The sequence below is a fragment of the Streptomyces sp. NPDC049040 genome (assembly GCF_043197715.1).
In the GTDB taxonomy this organism is placed as follows: domain Bacteria; phylum Actinomycetota; class Actinomycetes; order Streptomycetales; family Streptomycetaceae; genus Actinacidiphila.
This window is the reverse complement of sequence record NZ_JBICTO010000008.1, coordinates 134148-152795: the sequence shown is the minus strand read 5'-3', so window position 1 is coordinate 152795 and position 18648 is coordinate 134148. Positions and strand designations below refer to the sequence as shown.

Annotated in this window: 19 protein-coding genes and 1 tRNA gene; 7 read left to right on the top strand and 13 right to left on the bottom strand. The window is 69.9% G+C overall.

Features of this window, described 5'->3' with window-relative positions; all coding sequences use genetic code 11:
- The first annotated feature begins 14 nt into the window (after positions 1-14).
- From ACGFMP_RS21890 to ACGFMP_RS21870, 5 genes are all read left to right on the top strand, one after another.
- Positions 15-890, top strand: a complete 876-nt coding sequence (locus tag ACGFMP_RS21890; RefSeq protein WP_393674454.1) for a MerR family transcriptional regulator — start codon at positions 15-17, stop codon at positions 888-890.
- Between the two features lie 75 nt (positions 891-965).
- On the top strand, positions 966-1229 hold the full coding sequence (locus ACGFMP_RS21885) for a DUF2630 family protein (RefSeq protein ID WP_393674453.1): 264 nt from the start codon (positions 966-968) through the stop codon (positions 1227-1229).
- On the top strand, positions 1226-1558 hold the full coding sequence (locus ACGFMP_RS21880; RefSeq protein ID WP_393674452.1) for a GNAT family N-acetyltransferase: 333 nt from the start codon (positions 1226-1228) through the stop codon (positions 1556-1558). The genes ACGFMP_RS21885 and ACGFMP_RS21880 overlap by 4 nt, the downstream gene beginning before the upstream one ends.
- Positions 1559-1658: 100 nt before the next feature.
- Complete coding sequence (locus ACGFMP_RS21875; protein WP_393674451.1) at positions 1659-3158, top strand: AlkA N-terminal domain-containing protein; 1500 nt, start codon at positions 1659-1661, stop codon at positions 3156-3158.
- Entirely contained in the window at positions 3155-3700 is a 546-nt protein-coding gene (locus ACGFMP_RS21870; protein WP_393674450.1) for a methylated-DNA--[protein]-cysteine S-methyltransferase, read from the top strand. Before ACGFMP_RS21875 ends, ACGFMP_RS21870 begins: the two co-directional genes overlap by 4 nt.
- 130 nt (positions 3701-3830) lie before the next feature.
- Here the strand turns inward: ACGFMP_RS21870 and ACGFMP_RS21865 are convergent, their stop codons facing one another.
- The 3 genes from ACGFMP_RS21865 to ribA form a co-directional block, all read right to left on the bottom strand.
- Positions 3831-6035, bottom strand: coding sequence for an MMPL family transporter (locus tag ACGFMP_RS21865; RefSeq protein WP_393674448.1), 2205 nt, complete (start codon positions 6033-6035; stop codon positions 3831-3833).
- Positions 6036-6218: 183 nt separating this feature from the next.
- On the bottom strand, positions 6219-6815 hold the full coding sequence (locus tag ACGFMP_RS21860; protein WP_393674447.1) for a TetR/AcrR family transcriptional regulator: 597 nt from the start codon (positions 6813-6815) through the stop codon (positions 6219-6221).
- Between the two features lie 277 nt (positions 6816-7092).
- Positions 7093-7749, bottom strand: a complete 657-nt coding sequence (ribA, locus tag ACGFMP_RS21855) for a GTP cyclohydrolase II (RefSeq protein WP_393674446.1) — start codon at positions 7747-7749, stop codon at positions 7093-7095.
- 237 nt (positions 7750-7986) lie between these two features.
- On the opposite strand from ribA, the gene ACGFMP_RS21850 reads away from it, so the two are divergent.
- Positions 7987-8916: an AEC family transporter gene (locus tag ACGFMP_RS21850; RefSeq protein ID WP_393674445.1), complete on the top strand. Its 930-nt coding sequence runs from the start codon at positions 7987-7989 to the stop codon at positions 8914-8916.
- Here ACGFMP_RS21850 and ACGFMP_RS21845 read toward each other — a convergent pair.
- From ACGFMP_RS21845 to galU, 9 genes are all read right to left on the bottom strand, one after another.
- On the bottom strand, positions 8901-9482 hold the full coding sequence (locus ACGFMP_RS21845) for a dihydrofolate reductase family protein (protein WP_393674444.1): 582 nt from the start codon (positions 9480-9482) through the stop codon (positions 8901-8903). The two genes, ACGFMP_RS21850 and ACGFMP_RS21845, sit on opposite strands and share 16 nt — an antisense overlap.
- A gap of 48 nt (positions 9483-9530) precedes the next feature.
- Complete coding sequence (locus ACGFMP_RS21840; protein ID WP_393674443.1) at positions 9531-9743, bottom strand: hypothetical protein; 213 nt, start codon at positions 9741-9743, stop codon at positions 9531-9533.
- 148 nt (positions 9744-9891) lie between these two features.
- A tRNA-Ala gene (locus ACGFMP_RS21835) sits at positions 9892-9965 on the bottom strand.
- A 68-nt stretch (positions 9966-10033) separates the two neighbouring features.
- Positions 10034-11035: a hypothetical protein gene (locus ACGFMP_RS21830; protein WP_393674442.1), complete on the bottom strand. Its 1002-nt coding sequence runs from the start codon at positions 11033-11035 to the stop codon at positions 10034-10036.
- A 117-nt stretch (positions 11036-11152) separates the two neighbouring features.
- Entirely contained in the window at positions 11153-11773 is a 621-nt protein-coding gene (locus ACGFMP_RS21825) for a GNAT family N-acetyltransferase (protein WP_393674641.1), read from the bottom strand.
- A complete protein-coding gene (locus ACGFMP_RS21820) occupies positions 11770-12303 on the bottom strand; it encodes a molybdenum cofactor biosynthesis protein B (RefSeq protein WP_393674441.1) in 534 nt (177 codons plus the stop codon). Before ACGFMP_RS21820 ends, ACGFMP_RS21825 begins: the two co-directional genes overlap by 4 nt.
- Positions 12300-12782, bottom strand: coding sequence for a cyclic pyranopterin monophosphate synthase MoaC (gene moaC, locus ACGFMP_RS21815; protein ID WP_393674440.1), 483 nt, complete (start codon positions 12780-12782; stop codon positions 12300-12302). Before moaC ends, ACGFMP_RS21820 begins: the two co-directional genes overlap by 4 nt.
- Before the next feature lie 88 nt (positions 12783-12870).
- Positions 12871-14202 (bottom strand): gephyrin-like molybdotransferase Glp, encoded by a 1332-nt coding sequence (gene glp, locus ACGFMP_RS21810; protein WP_393674439.1) that lies wholly within the window; start codon positions 14200-14202, stop codon positions 12871-12873.
- The gene (gene galU, locus ACGFMP_RS21805; RefSeq protein WP_393674438.1) at positions 14199-15107 is read right to left on the bottom strand and encodes a UTP--glucose-1-phosphate uridylyltransferase GalU; all 909 of its coding nucleotides are present in this window, start codon (positions 15105-15107) and stop codon (positions 14199-14201) included. The genes glp and galU overlap by 4 nt, the downstream gene beginning before the upstream one ends.
- 81 nt (positions 15108-15188) lie before the next feature.
- On the opposite strand from galU, the gene ACGFMP_RS21800 reads away from it, so the two are divergent.
- Entirely contained in the window at positions 15189-15782 is a 594-nt protein-coding gene (locus tag ACGFMP_RS21800; RefSeq protein WP_393674437.1) for a 5-formyltetrahydrofolate cyclo-ligase, read from the top strand.
- A gap of 65 nt (positions 15783-15847) precedes the next feature.
- On the opposite strand, the gene ACGFMP_RS21795 is transcribed toward ACGFMP_RS21800, so the two are convergent.
- Positions 15848-18568 (bottom strand): penicillin acylase family protein, encoded by a 2721-nt coding sequence (locus ACGFMP_RS21795; protein ID WP_393674436.1) that lies wholly within the window; start codon positions 18566-18568, stop codon positions 15848-15850.
- Between the last annotated feature and the right edge of the window lie 80 nt (positions 18569-18648).

Sequence of the window (18648 nt, the reverse complement as noted above, 5' to 3'; positions counted from 1 at the left end):
CATAGGCTGGGCGGGTGAACGACCGCGGCGACGAGACGAGCACAGCGGACCACGCCGGCGCACGCTCCGGCGGACAAACCGGCGCACGCGAATACCGCGTCGAGGAGCTGGCGGAAGCCGCCGGCATACCCGTCAGGACACTGCGCTTCTACCGCGAGCGGCGGCTGCTGCCGCCACCTCGCCGTGACGGCCGGATCGCCTGGTATTCCGCGAGCCACCTCGCCAGGCTGCAGACGATCGCCGCCCTGCTGGAGCGCGGGCACACCCTCGGCGGCATCGCAGAGCTGATCACCGCGTGGGAGAACGGCCGCACGTTGGACGGAGTCGCCGAACTCCTCGGCCTCGGCGGCACCCTCGCCGCCCCTTGGTCCGACGAGACCCCCGTCGTCCTGACCCCGCAGGAATTGGCCGACTACTTCGGCGACGACGCCAGCCCTGAGAACCTGACCGCCGCCTTGGAGATCGGCTACCTCTCCGTGGCCGGCGAGAGCGCGCTGCACACCAGCCGCCGTCTGCTCGACGTTTCGGCCGCTCTCGTACGCGAAGGCGTGCCCCTGGCCGCGGTCCTCGCCGCCGGCCGCGAGGTGCGCAACCATGTCGACGCCATTGCCGAACTGTTCACCCAGGTCGTCAAGACCCACGTACTCGGCCCGCTGGACGACGTGCCCCCCGAGCAGGCCCAGCACATCTCCGACGCGATGCAGCGCCTCCGCCCGCTGGCAAAGGACATCGTCGACGCCGAGATGTCGCTCGCCATGGAGCGCCGGGTGCGCGTGGAGATCGACCAGTGGCTGCGCCGCCACGAGGCGGCCGCGGAATCCGGGGCGGGCGGTCCTGACCCGAAACCGTCCGACGCGCCACAGGAGCCGCGGCCGCCCGGCGGGGGATGACACCCGCGTACCGCGAGCGCCGCGCCGCACGACCTGCAAGAGTGGAAATCAGCGACTCCCTGGGAGGTGTCCCCCGTGCAACAGCCCCACGACGCCAGTGCGGAGCAGGCCATACTCGGCCGCATCAGCAAGATGGTCGACGACGAGAAGGCGCTGCGCGACCTGCTCGCCGAGGCCCCTGAAGGCGGGGACGAACGCGAGCGCCTGACCGCCCTGGAACACGAACTCGACCAGTGCTGGGATCTGCTGCGGCAGCGCCGCGCCCTCACCGAGGCCGGTGAGGACCCCGGCGGCGCCCGTGTCCGCCCCTCCTCGACGGTGGAGGGCTACCGGTCGTGACGCATCCCGGCGCAAGGGACGACGCCGCGGCGGTCACCGTCACCGACGCACCGCAGGACCACCGCTACGAGGCAAGGGTCGGCGACGAGCCGGCCGGCAAAGCGGTCTACATGCGCACGCCCGGCGTGATCGCTTTCATCCACACCGAGGTAGACGACGCGTACGAGGGCCGCGGCGTCGGCTCGGCACTGGCGCGTGCCGCCATGGACGACGCCCGCGCCCGGGGACTGCGGGTACTGGCGATCTGCCCCTTCATCGCCGGGTGGCTCGCCAGGCGCCCGGAATACGACGATCTGCACTACGTACCGGAGAGCAGCGTCTCCGACTGAGGTCAGGCCGCCCCGGCCGGATCCGGGCCGGGACCGCCACTCCACCTCGATGTCGTTTTCTCGCCAGACCACGACGGTGACGAGGAGCGATGCTGGTGGGGTGCATACGGACTTCGACGCCTGCGTACGCGCCGTCCAATCGAAGGACGCCCGATTCGACGGGTGGTTCTTCACGGCGGTGCTGACCACCCGCATCTACTGCCGGCCGAGCTGCCCGGTCGTGCCCCCGAAGGTCAGGAACATGACCTTCTACCCGAGCGCCGCCGCCGCGCAGCAGGCCGGTTTCCGCGCCTGCAAGAGGTGCCGGCCCGACGCCAGCCCCGGCTCGCCGCAGTGGAACGAGCGCGCCGACCTCGTCGCCCGCGCCATGCGGCTGATCGCCGACGGCGTGGTCGACCGCGACGGGGTGCCGGGGCTCGCAGGACGGCTCGGCTACAGCGCCCGCCAGGTGGAGCGCCAGCTGCTCGCCGAGCTGGGCGCGGGACCGCTCGCCCTGGCCCGCGCGCAGCGTGCGCAGACCGCGCGGCTGCTCATCGAGACCACCACCATGCCGATGGGCGAGATCGCCTTCGCGGCCGGCTTCGCCAGCATCCGCACCTTCAACGACACCGTCCGCGAGGTCTTCGCGCTCGCACCGGGCGAACTGCGCGCCAGGGTCGCCAAGGGCCGCCCCGCGGCCACGGCGGGTTCCCTCGCGCTGCGACTGCCCTTCCGCCGCCCGCTCACCCCGGACAACCTGTTCGGGCACCTCGCGGCGACGGCCGTCCCCGGCGTCGAGGAGTGGCGGGCCGGCGCCTACCGCCGCACCCTGCGGCTTCCGCACGGCGCGGGCATCGTCGCCCTGCGCCCGGAACACGACCACATCGGCTGCCGGCTGTGGCTCACCGACTGGCGCGACCTCGCGCAGGCGATCAGCCGCTGCCGCCGGCTCCTCGACCTGGACGCCGACCCGCTGGCGGTGGACGCCCTGCTCTCCGCCGACCCGGTGCTCGCGCCCTTGGTCGCCAAGTCACCCGGCCGGAGGGTGCCGCGGGTCACGGACGGGCCGGAGTTCGCGGTCCGCGCGGTGCTCGGGCAGCAGATCTCGACAGCCGCGGCCCGCACGCACGCAGGGCGGCTGGTCGCCGCGTACGGCGAAGCCGTCGACGACCCCGCCGGCGGCCTCACCCACCTCTTCCCGTCCCCGGCCGCCCTCGCCGGCCACGACCCGGCGGCACTGGCCATGCCGCAGAGCCGCAGGGACACGCTGGCGGCGCTGCTGGGCGCCCTGGACAGCGGCGGGCTGGACCTGGACGTCGGCAGCGACTGGCAGCGCGCACGCGAGCAGCTGGCCGCGCTGCCGGGCTTCGGGCCCTGGACGGTCGAGTCGATCGCGATGCGGGCGCTCGGCGACCCCGACGCCTTCCTGCCGACCGACCTGGGTGTCCGTCACGCCGCCCGCGACCTCGGCCTGCCGGCCACACCGGCGGCGCTCACCCGGCATGCCGCGGCCTGGCAGCCGTGGCGGGCCTACGCGACGCAGTACCTGTGGGCGACGGGCGATCATCCGATCAACGTCCTGCCCACCGACCACCCTCGACCGGAAGGCGCTTCACGATGACGACGACGGCTCGCACGAGCACCGCGGCGGCCCTCAGTCCCTCCGCCCATGCGATCACCGACAGCCCGCTCGGGCCGCTCACGCTGGTCACCCGTGAGGGTGGGCTCGCGGGCGTCTACATGACGCAGCAGCGGCACCTCCCGTCGCGGGAGACCTTCGGACCGCAGGTCGCCGTCACCGAGATCCCGGTCCTCGCGCGGGCGGCCGAGCAGCTGACGGCGTACTTCGCCGGAGAGGTCACCGCCTTCGACATCGACTTGTCGACATCTGGGACACCGTTCCAGTGCCGGGTCTGGGCGGCCCTGCGCGACATCCCATACGGGGAGACCGTCTCCTACGGCGAGCTCGCCTCGGCTCTGGGCCGGCCCACCGCGTCCCGCGCGGTCGGCCTCGCCAACGGCAAGAATCCGCACAGCATCATCGTGCCGTGCCACCGGGTGGTCGGAGCCGACGGCAGCATGACCGGCTACGGCGGCGGCGTGGAGCGCAAGCGCTGGCTGCTGAGCTTCGAGAACGGCGCGCACCAGCCGGTCCTGAGCTGACCACGACGGAACGGGGCGTCAACCCGACGACCCGCATGTCACCCCTGCGTCCCGGCGGCGCACCGCCGGTGGCCCGCGCGCAAGGCGCGTCCCACCGGCGGTGCAGTCACCCGCACGGGTGAGGTGCAGGTCAGATCACCGCGGGCTCGCGTTCCTCCTCAGTGGACGGCGGCGACTGCACGGCGAGGTTCTTGCGCAGCTGCTCGCCTTCCACGTCGACATTCGGCAGTACTCGGTCCAGGCGCCGAGGCAGCCACCACGCGGCTCGCCCGAGCAGCGCCAGCACCGCCGGCACGATCGTCATACGGACGATGAACGCGTCGAACGCCACCGCGATGGCCAGGCCGAATCCCATCATCTTGATCATCGCTTCGGACGATCCGATGAATCCGGCGAAGACGCTGATCATGATGACCGCGGCCGCCGACACCACCCGTGCACCGTGGGTGAATCCCGTGACGACCGCCTGGCGTGGCGTCTCGCCGTGGACGTAGGCCTCACGCATCCGGGTGACCAGGAAGACCTCGTAGTCCATGGCGAGGCCGAACACCACGCCGATCAGGAAGATCGGCATCATGCTCATGATCGGCCCGGTCTGCTCGACCCCGATCAGGCCGGACAGCCAGCCCCACTGGAAGACCGCCACCACCGCGCCGAGCGCGGCCAGCACCGACAGCAGGAAGCCGAGCGCCGCCTTGAGCGGCACGAGCACCGAGCGGAACACGATCATCAGCAGCAGGAAGGCCAGCCCGACGACCAGCGCCAGATAGGGCAGCAGCGCGTCGTTCAGCCGCTGCGAGACATCGATGTTCATCGCGGTGGTGCCGGTCACCAGCACCTCGGCGCCGGTGGTCCTGGTGAACTCACCCGAATGGCCCCGGATGACGTGCACCAGGTCCTCGGTCTGCGCGCTGCTCGGCTTGGACACCGGCACAACGCTCAGCGTCGCGGCGTCACCCTTGGGGTTGAACGCCGGCTCCGTCACCGTCTTGACGTCGGCGAATCCGGAGATCGTCTTCTTGACCTCCTGCGCCGCCGCCTTGGGGCTGTCGCTGTGCGCGCCGTCGACCACGATCATGAGCGGCCCGTTGAAGCCCGCCCCGAAGCCGTCGGACAGCATGTCGTAGGCCTTGCGCTGGGTGGTGCTGACCGGCTGCGAGCCGTCGTCCGGGAGACCGAGCTGCATGCTGCTCATCGGAACGGCCGCCAGGCCGAGCGCGACCACTCCGGCCAGCAGGAACGGAACTCGCCGCCGCACCACCAGCCGCGCCCACCGCGTCCCCATGTTGGGCTTGCCGTCGGCGGCGGCGCGGCCCTTGCGGACCTTGCGGGTGAGCACCTTGGGGCCGGCGAAGCCGAGCAGCGCCGGTATCAGGGTCAGGGCGATCAGCACTGCGAGCGCCACCGTGCCCGCCGCCGCCAGGCCCATCTTGCTGAGCATCGGGATGTTGACGACCGACAGGCCGGCCAGTGCGATGAGCACGGTGAGTCCCGCGAAGACGACTGCCGACCCGGCCGTACCGACCGCTCGGCCCGCCGCGTCCTCGCCGTCGCGGCCCTCCATGAGTTCGTGCCGGTGCCGCGAGACGATGAAGAGCGCGTAGTCGATGCCGACCGCCAGTCCGATCATCGACGCGAGCGTGGACGACGTACTGGACAGACCGAGCGTGGTGGCCAGCGCGGTGATCGACGCGATGCCGACACCGACGCCCATGATCGCGGTCAGCAGCGGCAACCCTGCGGCCACCAGCGAACTGAACGTGATCAAAAGGACGACCGCCGCAATACCGACGCCTATGACCTCACTGTTGCCGGTCGACGGCGACGCCTCCAGCGCGGTGCCGCCCGCCTCCACGGTCAGCCCCGCGTCCCTGCCGTGCTGGGCAGCCGCCTCGATCGCCGCGTGCGTGGCATCGGTGATCTCGGCGGACTTCGCCTCGTAGGTGACCGTCGTATAAGCGGTGGTGCCATCCTTGCTGACCGCGTTCGCGGTGTAGGGGTCAGCGGCGGTCGCCTTCTGCGGGGTGTGTCCCAGCTCGGTGACGACCTTCTCCACAGCCGCCTTGTTCGGCCCTGCGGTGATCTTCTGGCCGCCGGGCGCCTTGAACACCATGCGCGCGCTCGCACCGTCGGCATTGGTGCCGGGGAAGCGCTCGTGCAGCAGGTCGAAGGCCTTCTGCGCCTCGGTGCCGGGCACCGTGAAGTTGTCAGCCGGGGCGGAGGGCGCGGTCGCGGCCCCGACACCGGCGAGGGCGAGCAGCGCCACCCAGACGAGGACGACGTATCGCCGTCGCCGGAAGGCGAACCGGCCCAGTTTGTAGAGGAATGTGGCCATGGAGGCAGAGGCTCCCGTCGGGAAGGGTTCGGAAATGGGCGTGTGGAACCAGCCCGACGACGAGAGCGGCGTGTCAGGTGGGGCGGGTCGGAGGGGTGATCGGAGGGCGGGCGATGCCGTGTTCTGGCATGCCTAACCGGCGCGAGGGGGTGCTTACACGCTGATCGGCTTTCTTGACGTGTCCTACGACAGACCGAGGGCGGGGACCACCACGGCGTCGATGTATCTGTGGCTGTACTCGGGATCGGCGTCGATGCCCTCGATGATGGGACGCGCCAGTGCGCCACCGAACAGCATGTGCGGGATGAAGTCCCGCGCCGGGTTGTCGGCCGCCAGCTCGCCGCGGTCCACGGCGCGCTGCACCAGGACGCGGAAGCTGTCCAGTTCCGGTTCGATCAGCAGTTCGCGCAGGGCGCGGAAGAGATCCTCGTTCCGGAAGGCCGCGTGCGCCAGGCCGCGCATGAGCTCCTGGTCGCGCTTGGTCTCGTCCTCGTCGTGGCACCGCACGAGCTCGTGCAGGTCGCCGGCGATCGACCCGGTGTCGATGTCCGAGGGCGACACCGGCTTGGAGTGCCGCAGTGCGGTGGCGACCAGCTCCGGCTTGCCCTTCCACTGGCGGTAGAGGGTGGCCTTGCTCGACCGCGTACGGGCGGCGACCGCGTCCATGGTCAATGCCTCGTAGCCGACCTCACGAAGCAGGGCGACGACCGCCTCGTAGAGTTCCCGTTCGCGCTCGGGGGTCAGGCGGGTACGACGTGCCGCGGATGCCTGGGCCGTCATGTCCTGTCCTCCGAATCCACTGGTGGCGGGCCATAGCGTACGGCCTCGTCCTGTGATGCGGTGACGCCGCCGGGTGCGCCGTCCGACTCCATCATCGAAACGATGTCGTACACCTAGAGCGTAGACGACCCGCGATCGAAACGCCACCGTTTCGATCGTGGGTCGTATCACGCACCCTCAGGGGAACTCCGCCTCACACCCCGTATCCGCCGCTCTGCACATCGCGCAGCCGCGAGGTGGCGCCCGCCTCCCGCGACAGCGCCCTCCGGCCGCCGCCTCAGGCCGGCAGCGCGAGGGTGTGGCCGGTCCTCTCGACCTTGGCCCGCAGATAGCGGACATTGGCATCGGAGACGTGCACACCCGTCGGCACCTGCTCGACCACCCGGATACCGAGCCCCGCCAACTGCCGCGCCTTGTCGGGATTGTTACTCAGCAGCCGTATCCCGTTCACACCCAGAGCCGTCAGCATCTGCGCCGCCGCGGTGTAGTCGCGCTCGTCCTCACCCCGCCCGAGCGCGCGGTTTGCCTCGTACGTGTCCAGGCCGTCGTCCTGCAGCGCGTAGGCGTCGAGTTTCGCGTACAGGCCGATGCCGCGGCCCTCCTGGCGCAGATAGAGAAGGTAGCCCCCGTGTTCGCCGATGCGCTCCAGGGCTTCGCGCAACTGCGGGCCGCAGTCGCAGCGCTGCGAGCCGAAGACGTCACCGGTCAGACACTCGGAATGGGGCCGGACCAGCGGCACCGCCACGTTCTCGTAGTCGCCGATCCCCAGCGCCAGATGCTCCTTGCCGTCGGCAAGGCCGGTGAACGTGAAGACATCCACGGTGGTCTCCCACCCGTCGGGGAAGCGCAACGGGACACGCACTTTCGTACGGATGCCAGCGGCGGGAGGCACTACGGACACCGCTGCGGGCACCTGACTTGCGTCTGCCGACATATGGACTCCCTCGTAAGATCTTGAAAACTCAAGCTCTTACCCGCACCGGAATATTTCCCGATCATCCTGTGGCGCACGTCACACCATCGGGCGACCATCGGGCCAACACCCGCCGTACAGACCGCGATCCTAGGACCATCCGCTCGTAAGACCCCCTGCCGACGAACGGTCCGCACAGCTCAGGCATCCTGACCCAGTGAGGGAAACCGTCGGCTGCGGCAGGGACCGGGCGAGGGTGTGCACGCGGTACTGACCGGGTTCCTGCCCATCTGGACCATCACCGCCCTCGGCTGGCTCGGCGGCCGCCACCACCTCCTCGGCGAGGGCGCACAGCACGTACTGGGCAGGTTCGCCTTCACGTTCGCCATGCCATCGCTGCTGTTCCTGACCATGTCCACGTCGCATGTCGCCGATCTGGCCACCGCAGGCGTCGGCGTCTTCGCGGCGAGTCTCGTCGCCGTCTTCTTGGTGGGACTCGCGCTGAGCCGCTGGGTGTTCCACCGCAGGCAGGCCGACCAGGCCATCGGCGCGATGTCCGCGGGCTACGTCAACTCCGCGAATCTCGGCATCCCGGTCGCCGTGCACGTCTTGCACGACACGGCGTTCGTCATCGCCGCCGCGCTCTTCCAGATGCTGTTCGTCACCCCGTTGATCCTGGTGCTGATCGATCTCGACACCCACCGCGGTGCAGGCGACCTGTGGGCGCGCATGCTGCGGCTGCCGTTCCGCAATCCCGTCATCGCCGCGTCGGCGGCCGGCCTGGTGGTCGCCGCCCTCGGCAAGGGTGACCGGCTGCCCGGCGAGTTGACGTCGACCCTGCACCTGCTCGGCGGCGCCGCCGTACCGACGGCGCTCTTCGCCCTCGGCATGTCGCTCAACGCCCGCACCCGCCCGTCACCGGCCGGCCGCACCGAGCGCCGCGTCCTGGTCACCCTGAAAGTCGCGGTACAGCCACTGGTGGCCTACGTTCTCGCGCGCTACGGCGTCGGCCTCCACGGCCATGCGCTCTTCGCCGTGGTCATGTGTGCCGGACTGCCCACCGCGCAGAACGCGTTCATCTACGCCTCCGAGTACGGCCTGGACACCGACCTCCCCCGTGACACCGTGCTGCTGTCCACGCTGCTGTCCATGGCGTCGCTGTCGCTGATCGCTTATCTCCTGGCCTGATCGTCGGACGAGCCGCCCAGGACCTGGTAAGTCAGATAGGCGAACTGGCCGTCCTGCTCGACCCCGGTCAGTCGAATCCGCCCACCGGTCAGCCGGCGGGGCAGCACCGGCGCTCCCCCGCCGAGCGTCACCGGTGCGACACCCAGCACGATGTCGTCCAGCAGCCCGTGATCGGCGAACGTCCCGACCAGTTCCCCGCCTCCCACCAGCCACACGTTGCGCCAGCCGGCCGCGGTCACCATCTCCTCGTGCACCGGGCGGACGTCACCGTGCACGAACCGGATGTCGGCGCCTGGTACGACCGGCAGTTCGTGATGCGTGAACACCCAGCAGGGCCGCTGCCCGTACCAGCGCAGCCACTCCTTTGGCCTTTCCACCACCCGCTCATGGGAGAGCACCCACTTGTAGGTCGTCGCGCCCATAACGAAGGCGCCGACACCGTCCATGAACCCCTCGAACCGGTCCCCGGGCTCCGCCTGCACCTCGAAGAGCCAGTCGAGGGAGTCGGAGTCGTCCGCGATGTAGCCGTCCATGGTCGTCGCCGTGTAGTACTGCGTCCTGGTCATGGCACCAGGCTGTCACCGATTCGCCGCGGTGCCGCCCCGGCGGCCGCCCTACGCGTCCGTGACGCCTCGCCTGAGGAGTTCCTCCTCGACCGCCCGCAGCTTTCCGCGCCAGTCACGGGCGGCCTTGGGGCTGCGGCCCATGCCCCGCCCCGCGGCGCGACGCGCCCTCTCGGCGGCAATGCACCGACGCTCGTGAAGCTGCTCGACGGTGAGCCCAGGGAGGTCGGCCAGCCAGTTGTCGTAGAGCTTCCACCTACTCACGGCTCCACAATGCCGTGCGCGGCGATGGGCCGCCCGGCATTTTCGTTCGGGCGGCACCAGGGGCTTCAGGCCGCGCCGGCCGCAGCATGATTCCCGGAACGACGAAATCCCGACCGATCGTCTGATCAGTCGGGATCTCATCGTGTTGTGGACCTGAGGGGATTCGAACCCCTGACCCCCTCGATGCGAACGAGGTGCGCTACCGGACTGCGCCACAGGCCCTTGCAACGAAGGAAACTCTAGCATCCCGGCACGGGTGGTCGTGAACGCGATATCGGCTGGCGGGAAGGCTACTCGTTGGCCGCACGGGGCCGGTCGGGGTCGGCGTACTGGTCGAAGAGCGGCGTGCGGGTGGTACGCGGGCGCGGGCGGCCGGTGGGGGCCGCCGAAGGCGCTGCGGGCTCAGCCGACGGCGTCGTGCCCGAGCGTGCGGAGCTCCAGGTGTCGGGCGCGCCCAGGTCGACACCGCCCGCCGTGCGCGGAGCGACCGGGGCCGTGACGTAGGTGGGCAGCGGCACGGGCACGGGGTCCCAGCCGTCGTCGCCCGACTGCTGGGCGCGCTGCTGGTCCACCCATTCGGCGTGGTCCGTCTGCTCGACCAGCGCCCGGCGGTCGGCCGTACGCGGCGAAGGCGCCGGGATCGCCGGAGCCGGAGGCGCGGCTTCCTCGGCCGCGGCCGGAAGCTCGGCGCGCGCACGCTCAGGGCGGGCGGCACGGTCGGGTCGGGCACGCAGCCGCCGTGCCGCCTCGACGGCGTGTCGCTGGTCAAGGCGCACCTCGTAGCGGCGGCGCTCCTGGCGGCGCATCTGACCGATGTAGACGGTCAGCAGCGCGGCCGGGATCGCGGGCGCCCAGAGCAGCGCGACCCCGCCCACGGCAGCAGCGACGGCGCCGACGGTGAACGCCACGAAGAGCAGCGTGGTCGTACGGCGCCTCCGGGCCAGCACCTTGGCGCGGGGGTCAGGCCTGGCCGCACCGGGTGCTGCCGCACGGTCCCGACCGGGTGCGGGGCGCACCTCGGTCGCGGGCACGGCAAGGCCGCGGACGTCCACGACGTCCGCGGGGTCGAGGTCGTCCTCGACGTCGTCGCTACCGGGCTCGACGTTCTCACCTCGCGCTTTGGCGACGCGCCGCTCCATCGCCGCCCGCCCGGACAGGAGCCGGATGGCGGTACTGAAGCGTTCCGTCGGACGCGCTTCGTTGAGCTCGTCCTGCCTACGGAGCCACATCGGCACCAGGTAGGCAGCCCAGGCCCCGACGATGACTGCGTAGATGAGGCCACTACTGCTCACGCGCTACACCGTAGGGGGAATCGAGACACGCCATACGGAATTTCGCCCGGTGTGTCGCACGATCTGGCTGATAAGCCGAGATTTTTTTGCGATAGGCTTCATTTTCGAACAATTGTCTTATTTCTGGGATGCGCTCGGCTTCGCCTGGTGCCAGCGGTTGAGCAGCCCCTCCGGCACTTCCTCCGCCGTCAGCGCGTAGACGAGGTGGTCGCGCCAGCCGCCGTCGATATGGAGATAGCGCGGGCGGAGTCCTTCCTCGCGGAAGCCCAGCTTTTCCGCCACCCGGCGGCTGGGCCCGTTCTCGGGGCGAATGCAGACCTCCACGCGGTGCAGTCCGACCCGGCGGAAGCAGTGGTCGACGGCGAGGGCGACGGACGTCGGCATCACCCCGCGGCCCGCCACGGCCTCGTCCACCCAGTAACCGACGTGCGCGGAGCACATCGACCCCCAGGTGATGCCCGCGACGGTGAGCTGGCCCGCCAGGCGGCCCTGGTAGTCGATGACGAACGGCAGCATGCGGCCGGCGCTCGCCTCGCTGCGCAGATGGCGCACCATTTGTCGATATGTCGGCCGCTGCGCGATGTGACCGGGCGGGGCCGGCGGCACGGTGGCCTCCCATGGACGCAGCCAGTCGCGGTTGCGCCGGTTGACCTCACGCCACGCACGCTGGTCGCGCATTCTGATCGGGCGGAGGGTGATGTCACCGTCCACCAGTTCCGTCGGCCAGGACCCGTTCAGCTCGGTCTCCCAGGGACTGAGGATTCAGAAGATGCGGAAGTCGGATGATCGCCGCCCCGGATCTGGTCGACTGCGTGCGCCAGGAGAGGGGTGAGCACGGTCAACCCGTCCTTGACGCCACCGGTGGACCCGGGAAGGTTCACCACCAGGGTGCGGCCCGCGACCCCCGCGACGCCACGGGACAGCACCGCGGTCGGCACCTTCTCGCGACCGGCAGCCCGGATCGCCTCGGCGATGCCGGGGATCTCGTAGTCGAGCACCTGGCGGGTCACCTCGGGAGTGCGGTCCGTCGGCGAGATCCCGGTACCCCCCGTGGTGACCACCACGTCGTAGCCGGCGTCGGCCGCCGCGCGCAGCGCCCGCCCGACCGGTTCGCCGTCACGGACGACCTGCGGCCCGTCGACCGTGAAACCGAGGGACCGGAGTGCGGCGACGATCAGCGGGCCGCCACGGTCCTCGTACTCGCCCGCGGCCGCACGGTTCGACGCGGTCACGGCGAGCGCCCGCACCGCGGCTGGACCATCCGTCATGGCCGGTGCCAGTCGCCGGACTTGCCGCCGGTCTTGTCCTCGACCCGTACATCGGTGATGACCGCCGCCTTGTCCACGGCCTTCACCATGTCGACAACGGTCAGCGCCGCGACGCTGACGGCCGTCAGCGCCTCCATCTCCACGCCGGTGCGGTCGGTCGTCCTCACCGTGGCGGTGATCTCCACCGCATCGTCCGCGACCGCCAGGTCGACGGTGACGCCCGAGAGGGCCAGCGGGTGGCACAGCGGAATCAGCTCAGGGGTGCGCTTGGCGCCCATGATGCCCGCGATTCGCGCCGTGGCGATGGCGTCGCCCTTGGGCATGCCGACGCCCCGCAGCAACTCCACGACGTCGGGGCTGACCAGGACGCGTCCGCTCGCACGGGCAGTACGGGCGGTCACCTCCTTGGCGGAGACGTCGACCATACGGGCCGCCCCTGCCTCGTCGAGGTGGGTGAGGTGATGCTGCGCGCTGCTCATCGTTCTCCCGGTACGGTCTCTAGGGCAGACACCGTACCGGCAGCCGCGCCTCTGCGCCCCGGGGCCCCGCGCGCACCCGCGCAGGGGGCTAGTCCAGCACCACCACGTCGACTTCGCTGCCGGCCTCGAGCGAGGTCACCGCCTCGGGGACGACGATCAGGGCGTTGGCCTGCGCGAGTGCCGCGACCAGGTGCGATCCCGCGCCGCCGACCGGGGTGACGGTGCCCGAGGTCCGGTCGTAGCGGCCGCGCAGGAACTGGCGGCGCCCCTCAGGCGACCTCTCGATCGCGGTCACGCACGCGACGCGTACGACATCCCGGTGCACGGATCCGGCACCCATCAGCGTACGGATGGCAGGGCGCACGAAAAGCTCGAACGAGACATAGGCACTGACCGGGTTCCCTGGCAGGGCCAGCAGCGGGATGCGGTCAGGGCCGATCCTGCCGAAGCCCTGGGGCTTGCCCGGCTGCATGGCCAGCTTGCGGAATTCGACGTGCCCTGTCGCACCACTCGAACCCTCCTCGCCGTCGTCCATCGAGCCGCCGAGCGAAGACAACGCCTCCTTCACCACGTCGTAGGCCCCGACGCTGACACCGCCGGTGGTGACGATGATGTCGGCACGGACCATCTGGTCCTCGATGGCGGCGCGCAGCGTCTCGACCTCGTCGACGACCGCGCCGACCCGGTAGGCGATGGCTCCGGCGTCGCGAGCGGCCGCGGTGAGCACGAAACTGTTGGAGTCGTGGATGCGGCCGGGGCCGAGTTCCTCGCCCGGCTGCACAAGCTCGCTGCCGGTGGACAGCACGACGACCCGGGGACGGGGCCTGACGGTGACGCTGGCGCGGCCGATGGCGGCCAGCAGGCCGATCTGCGGTGCGCCGAGCACGGTGCCCGCCGCGAGGGCCAGCTCGCCCGCCGCGACGTCGCTGCCGCGGGCCCGTACGAACTGCCCTTCCTTGGCCCCCTGGTGCACCCGCACCTCGCCGCCGGCGCCGGCCGGGGCCAGGCTGTGCGCGGCCATGGTGGTGGCCGGTCCGCCGCCGGTGCCGCCGTCGGTCCACTCCACGGGTACGACGGCCTCCGCGCCGGGCGGCAGCGGGGCGCCTGTCATGATCCTGGCGGCTTGTCCGGGGCCGACCTCGGGCAGCGCGTCACTGCCCGCCGCCACGTCGCCGATCACTTCCAGGACGGCGGGGTGTTCGAGGGTCGCGGCCTCGGTGTCGGCGACGCGTACCGCGTAGCCGTCCATGGAACTGTTCTCGAACGGCGGCAGGGCCACCGGCACGGTGACGTCCTCGACCAGCACGCACCCCTGGGCGTCGAGCAGCTGCAGCTCGATCGCCTCCAGCGGGCTCAGCCGGCCCAGGATGCTGTCCAGGTGCTCGGTGACGGACCACAGCCGGTCGTCGCCATGGCTCACGCCTGCATCTCCTCGGTGACATACGAACGCAGCCAGGCCCTGAAGTCGGGCCCGAGGTCGTCCCGTTCACATGCCAGTCGGACAATCGCACGGAGGTAGTCGCCGCGATCGCCGGTGTCGTAGCGGCGCCCGGTGAAGACGACACCGTGCACCGGTCCGCCGGTGTCGTCGAGGTGCGAGAGATCCCGCAGCGCGTCGGTCAGCTGGATCTCGTCATTGCGGCCCGGAACGACCTTCCTGATGGCGTCGAAGACGGCAGGATCCAGGACATACCGGCCGATGATCGCATAGTTGGACGGCGCCTGGTCGAGGTCGGGCTTCTCGACCAGATCGGTGACCCGTACGACGTCGCTGTCCGTGGTCGGCACTATGGCGGCGGCGCCATAGAGGTGGATCTGCTCGGGTGCGACCTCCATGAGCGCGATCACGCTGCCGCCGTACTGCGCCTGCACGTCGATCATGCGGGCGAGCAGCCGGTCGCGCGGGTCGATCAGATCGTCGCCGAGCAGCACGGCGAACGGCTGGTCCCCGACGTGCGGTTCCGCGCAGAGCACCGCGTGGCCCAGCCCCTTGGGGTCACCCTGGCGTACGTAGTGCATGGTGGCGAGGTCACTCGACTCACGCACCCTCGCGAGCCGCGACTGGTCACCCTTGCGGGTGAGCGTCTCCTCCAACTCGTAGTTGCGGTCGAAGTGGTCCTCCAGGGGACGCTTGTTACGACCGGTGATCATGAGCACATCGGACAAGTGAGCCGACACGGCTTCCTCGACAACGTACTGAATCGCCGGTTTGTCCACCACAGGGAGCATTTCCTTGGGCGTCGCCTTGGTCGCCGGCAGGAAGCGGGTGCCGAGACCGGCTGCAGGGATGACAGCCTTGCTGATCCGGGTACGTGTGTGCGTCATGCGCTACACCATAGCGTTCGCGTATGTGCGGAAGATGGCATACCGACTCATCACAGCTGGTATACAGCGGTCGTGGATGGTATGAGCGGGATTCGGGCGCGAAAAGCAAAGCTGCGGACACAGATCCTGCGCACCAGGGGCGAGTTGACCCCCGAGGAGCGCGAGTCCGCGGCACTGGCATTGACGAAGAGGGTACGCGGCCTGCCGGAGTGCAGTGGCGAGGGAAGCGTCGCCGCCTACGCTTCGATGGGCACGGAGCCTGGCACAGGTCCACTGATCGAGGCGATGCGGAGCGCGGGGACCCGCGTCCTGCTGCCCGTCCTGCTGCCCGACAACGACCTCGACTGGGCTGAATACCTCGGCCCAGACACACTGGTCCGCACCGAGCGCGGCCTCTTCGAGCCGACAGGCCCCCGGCTGGGGCCTGATGCCGTGACCGGCGTCCGGCTGATCCTGCTGCCGGGTCTCGCGGTGGACGCACAGGGCGTACGGCTGGGCCGCGGCGGCGGTTCGTACGACCGCGTCCTCGACCGCGTCCGGCAGGCCGGTACGCGCCCGGCGCTCGTCGTCGTCCTCTACGCGCACGAGGTGGTCGCGTCGGTTCCGAACGAACCGCACGACCACCTCGTGGACGCCGCGCTCACCCCCGAGGGGTTGCACCGCGTCAGCGCTTGACGTTTTCCGACGCCATGTCCGTCGTCAGGGGGCCGGGCGGGTCGTCACCCGCTCTGGCTGTCGGATCACGGGGTGAGCGTCAGCTTCGCCTTGGCTGCTCTGTTCACCTGGTCATCGGTGAAGTACCAGGGCAGCAGCTCGTTGTGGGCCCATTTGTCCGTCTGGTCGGTGTAGTGGGCGTTGTACGCGTGACCTGACGCGCCGGTGAGGTTGATCCAGCGGGACTTGTCGAAGTCCTGGAGGTTGACGATCATCCGCATCGAGGGCACCCAGACCACGTCGTATCCGCCCGCCGCGTTCCAGCCCGTCGCGTCCACGGCCGCCTCGCCGCCGCTGAGCTGCCACGGGCCGCGGTTGAGCAGCCACTTGAGGACGCCGGGGCCGTCCGTGCCGAGGGTCTGGTTCTTCAGGTCGAGCTTGTGCAGCCGGCCCCAGCTCCAGGTGTTTATGTCCTTGCCCAGGTCCGCGGTGAGTTCGTAGCGGGCGTCCTTCATGGCCTGCTCGAGCAGCTGGTCGCGGGTGCTGTGGTGGGCGGCGTTGGTGTCGGTGCCGAAGAAGGCAGTGGTGGACATCGTCCACCAGGCGTTGTCCTGGTTGGGGAGGATGTTGCGCACCACCTCGAACCAGCGGTCGCCACCGTCCGGCTGCGCCTCGGCGGGGTCGCGCTCACCGCACTCCTGCACGGTGACGATGCCCTTGCCGTCGAGATTGTCGACAGGGCCGGTCTGGCCGACGGGGGGCACCCGCAGGCACTGGCCCTCGGGACGCAGCTCCTTGGGCAGCTTGTTGCCGAAGGCGAGCTTGAGAACGTTGCGCCACACCGCGTTGAAATACGCCGCGGCGGCGGAGTCGGCGTCCTGGTTGTAGTCCCAGCCCTCCAGCAGCTTCTGTGCGTTGCGCACATAGCTGTTCTTGTCGTCGGAGATGTCGACTTTCAGGAGGTAGGGGACCAGCAGCTTGGCGATCTCGCTGCTGTCGTCGCCCTGCATCGACTGCATGTCGTCCATCGAGACCTTGCCGCCGTCCTTGATCTTGGACGCGATGAGGTCGTTGATGCGCTGGCTGCGGGTGCCGTATCCCCAGTCCTGAGTGAGCAGGAACGGGTACTTGCCCTGGTCGATGACCGCCTGGTTCGCCGTGACGATGTATCCGCGCTTGGGGTTGTACTCGTACGGCATGGACGCGAACGGGATGTACCTGCCGGTCCACGTGTACTGCGAGTCCCAGCCGGGCACGGGGTACGTGCCGTCGTCGCCGTCGGGGCGGATCGGCACCTGCCCGGGCGCCTGGTAGCCGATGTTGTTCTTGGTGTCGGCGTAGATCAGGTTCTGCGACGGCACCGCGAAGTCGGCGGCCGCGGACCGGAACTTGCCGAAGTCGGTCGCCCTGTCGAGTTCGAAGACGGCATCCATCGTCTTCGAAGGGGTGAGCGCCGTCCACTTGAGGGCGACCGCGTATCCGGCGTTGACACCGCCTGGCGCGTCCGTCACGGGTGCGGTCTGTCCCACGGTACGGATCTCGTCGCTGCGGTCAGAGATCAGCGGACCGTTGTTGGTCTCCCGCACGGTGATCACGCGGTCCTTGCCGCCGGCGACCTTGATGATCTCCTTGCGGGTCGTGAACGCCTTCTGCTTGCCGTCGTAGAGGTAGGTGTTCGCGGTCACCTTCTCCAGGTACAGATCGGTGACGTCCGCGCCGAGGTTGGTCATGCCCCAGGCGATGTCCTGGTTGTGGCCTATCACGACGCCGGGCATGCCGGAGAAGGTGTAGCCGGCCACGTCGTACGGGCAGGCACTGCTCACCGTCCGGCAGTGCAGACCCATCTGATACCAGAGCGACGGCAATTGCGGCGCCAGGTGCGGATCGTTCGCGAGCAGAGGCTTGCCGGTGGTGGTGTACGCACCGGACACCACCCACGAGTTGGATCCAATACCGCTGCCACTGGGGCCGAGCATCGCCGGCATCTGGTCGATGATCTGCGAGATTCCGGCGAGCTGGCTGTCGACGGTATTGCCGAGCCCCTGCGGGCCTGACGAGTCCGCGGGTGTGTAGTCACCGGTGGTCGGGTCCACGGAGCCCGCGTCGACGATCGGCTGATTCCGGTCGTAGGGGTAGGCGGGGTAGAGCTGCTTGATCTGCGCCTGGCTGAGCCGGCTCGTCATCAGCGCGCGGTCGATCTCGTCCTGCATGTTGCCGCGCAGATCCCACGCCATGGCCTTCAGCCAGGCCACCGAGTCGACGGGGGTCCACGGCTCCGGCTTGTAGCTGTTGCTCAGTTTCAGAGCGGCGTACTCGACGGAGAGGCCGGCGCCGCTGTGGTCGCCGAGGTACGCGTTGACGCCGTCGCTGTACGCCTTCAGGTACTGCTTGGTGGTGGCGTCGAGCTTGGTGTTGTACTCCTCCTGGGCGATCCCGTGCCAGTTCAGGGTCCGCAGGAAAGCGTCCGTCTCGACCTGGCCCTTGCCGAACATCTCCGACAGGCGCCCGGACGTGAGGTGGCGGCGTACGTCCATCTCGTAGAAGCGGTCCTGCGCCTGGACGTACCCCTGGGCCCGGAAGAGGTCCTGTGGGGTGTCTGCGTAGATCTGCGGGACACCGTAGGCGTCGCGCTCGACGTCGACCCGCCCGGTCAGGCCGTCGAGCTTGAGTGAACCTGTCGTCTGCGGGAACGAGGCGCGCACCGTGCTGACGCTCCAGTACGACCCGAAGCCGGCACCCGCCACGAGCAGCAGCACGATCGTGATCACGATGAAGCGTACGCGGCGGGACTTCTTCCGTGCGGGCATCGCTGTCCTTCGAGGGGCAGGGCGGACCAGATGATCAAGGTGCTCTTTGTGCAAGGGCAACCATAGGCGCATGCCTTGTG

What these genes read in the sequence shown, in the direction of transcription:
- ACGFMP_RS21870 (WP_393674450.1), top strand. Translation starts at nt 3,155, where the DNA reads ATGACGACGACGGCTCGCACGAGCACCGCGGCGGCCCTCAGTCCCTCC.
- ACGFMP_RS21865 (WP_393674448.1), bottom strand. Translation starts at nt 6,035, where the DNA reads ATGGCCACATTCCTCTACAAACTGGGCCGGTTCGCCTTCCGGCGACGG.
- ACGFMP_RS21860 (WP_393674447.1), bottom strand. Translation starts at nt 6,815, where the DNA reads ATGACGGCCCAGGCATCCGCGGCACGTCGTACCCGCCTGACCCCCGAG.
- ribA (WP_393674446.1), bottom strand. Translation starts at nt 7,749, where the DNA reads ATGTCGGCAGACGCAAGTCAGGTGCCCGCAGCGGTGTCCGTAGTGCCT.
- ACGFMP_RS21845 (WP_393674444.1), bottom strand. Translation starts at nt 9,482, where the DNA reads ATGACCAGGACGCAGTACTACACGGCGACGACCATGGACGGCTACATC.
- ACGFMP_RS21820 (WP_393674441.1), bottom strand. Translation starts at nt 12,303, where the DNA reads ATGACGGATGGTCCAGCCGCGGTGCGGGCGCTCGCCGTGACCGCGTCG.
- moaC (WP_393674440.1), bottom strand. Translation starts at nt 12,782, where the DNA reads ATGAGCAGCGCGCAGCATCACCTCACCCACCTCGACGAGGCAGGGGCG.
- galU (WP_393674438.1), bottom strand. Translation starts at nt 15,107, where the DNA reads ATGACGCACACACGTACCCGGATCAGCAAGGCTGTCATCCCTGCAGCC.
- ACGFMP_RS21800 (WP_393674437.1), top strand. Translation starts at nt 15,189, where the DNA reads ATGAGCGGGATTCGGGCGCGAAAAGCAAAGCTGCGGACACAGATCCTG.
- ACGFMP_RS21795 (WP_393674436.1), bottom strand. Translation starts at nt 18,568, where the DNA reads ATGCCCGCACGGAAGAAGTCCCGCCGCGTACGCTTCATCGTGATCACG.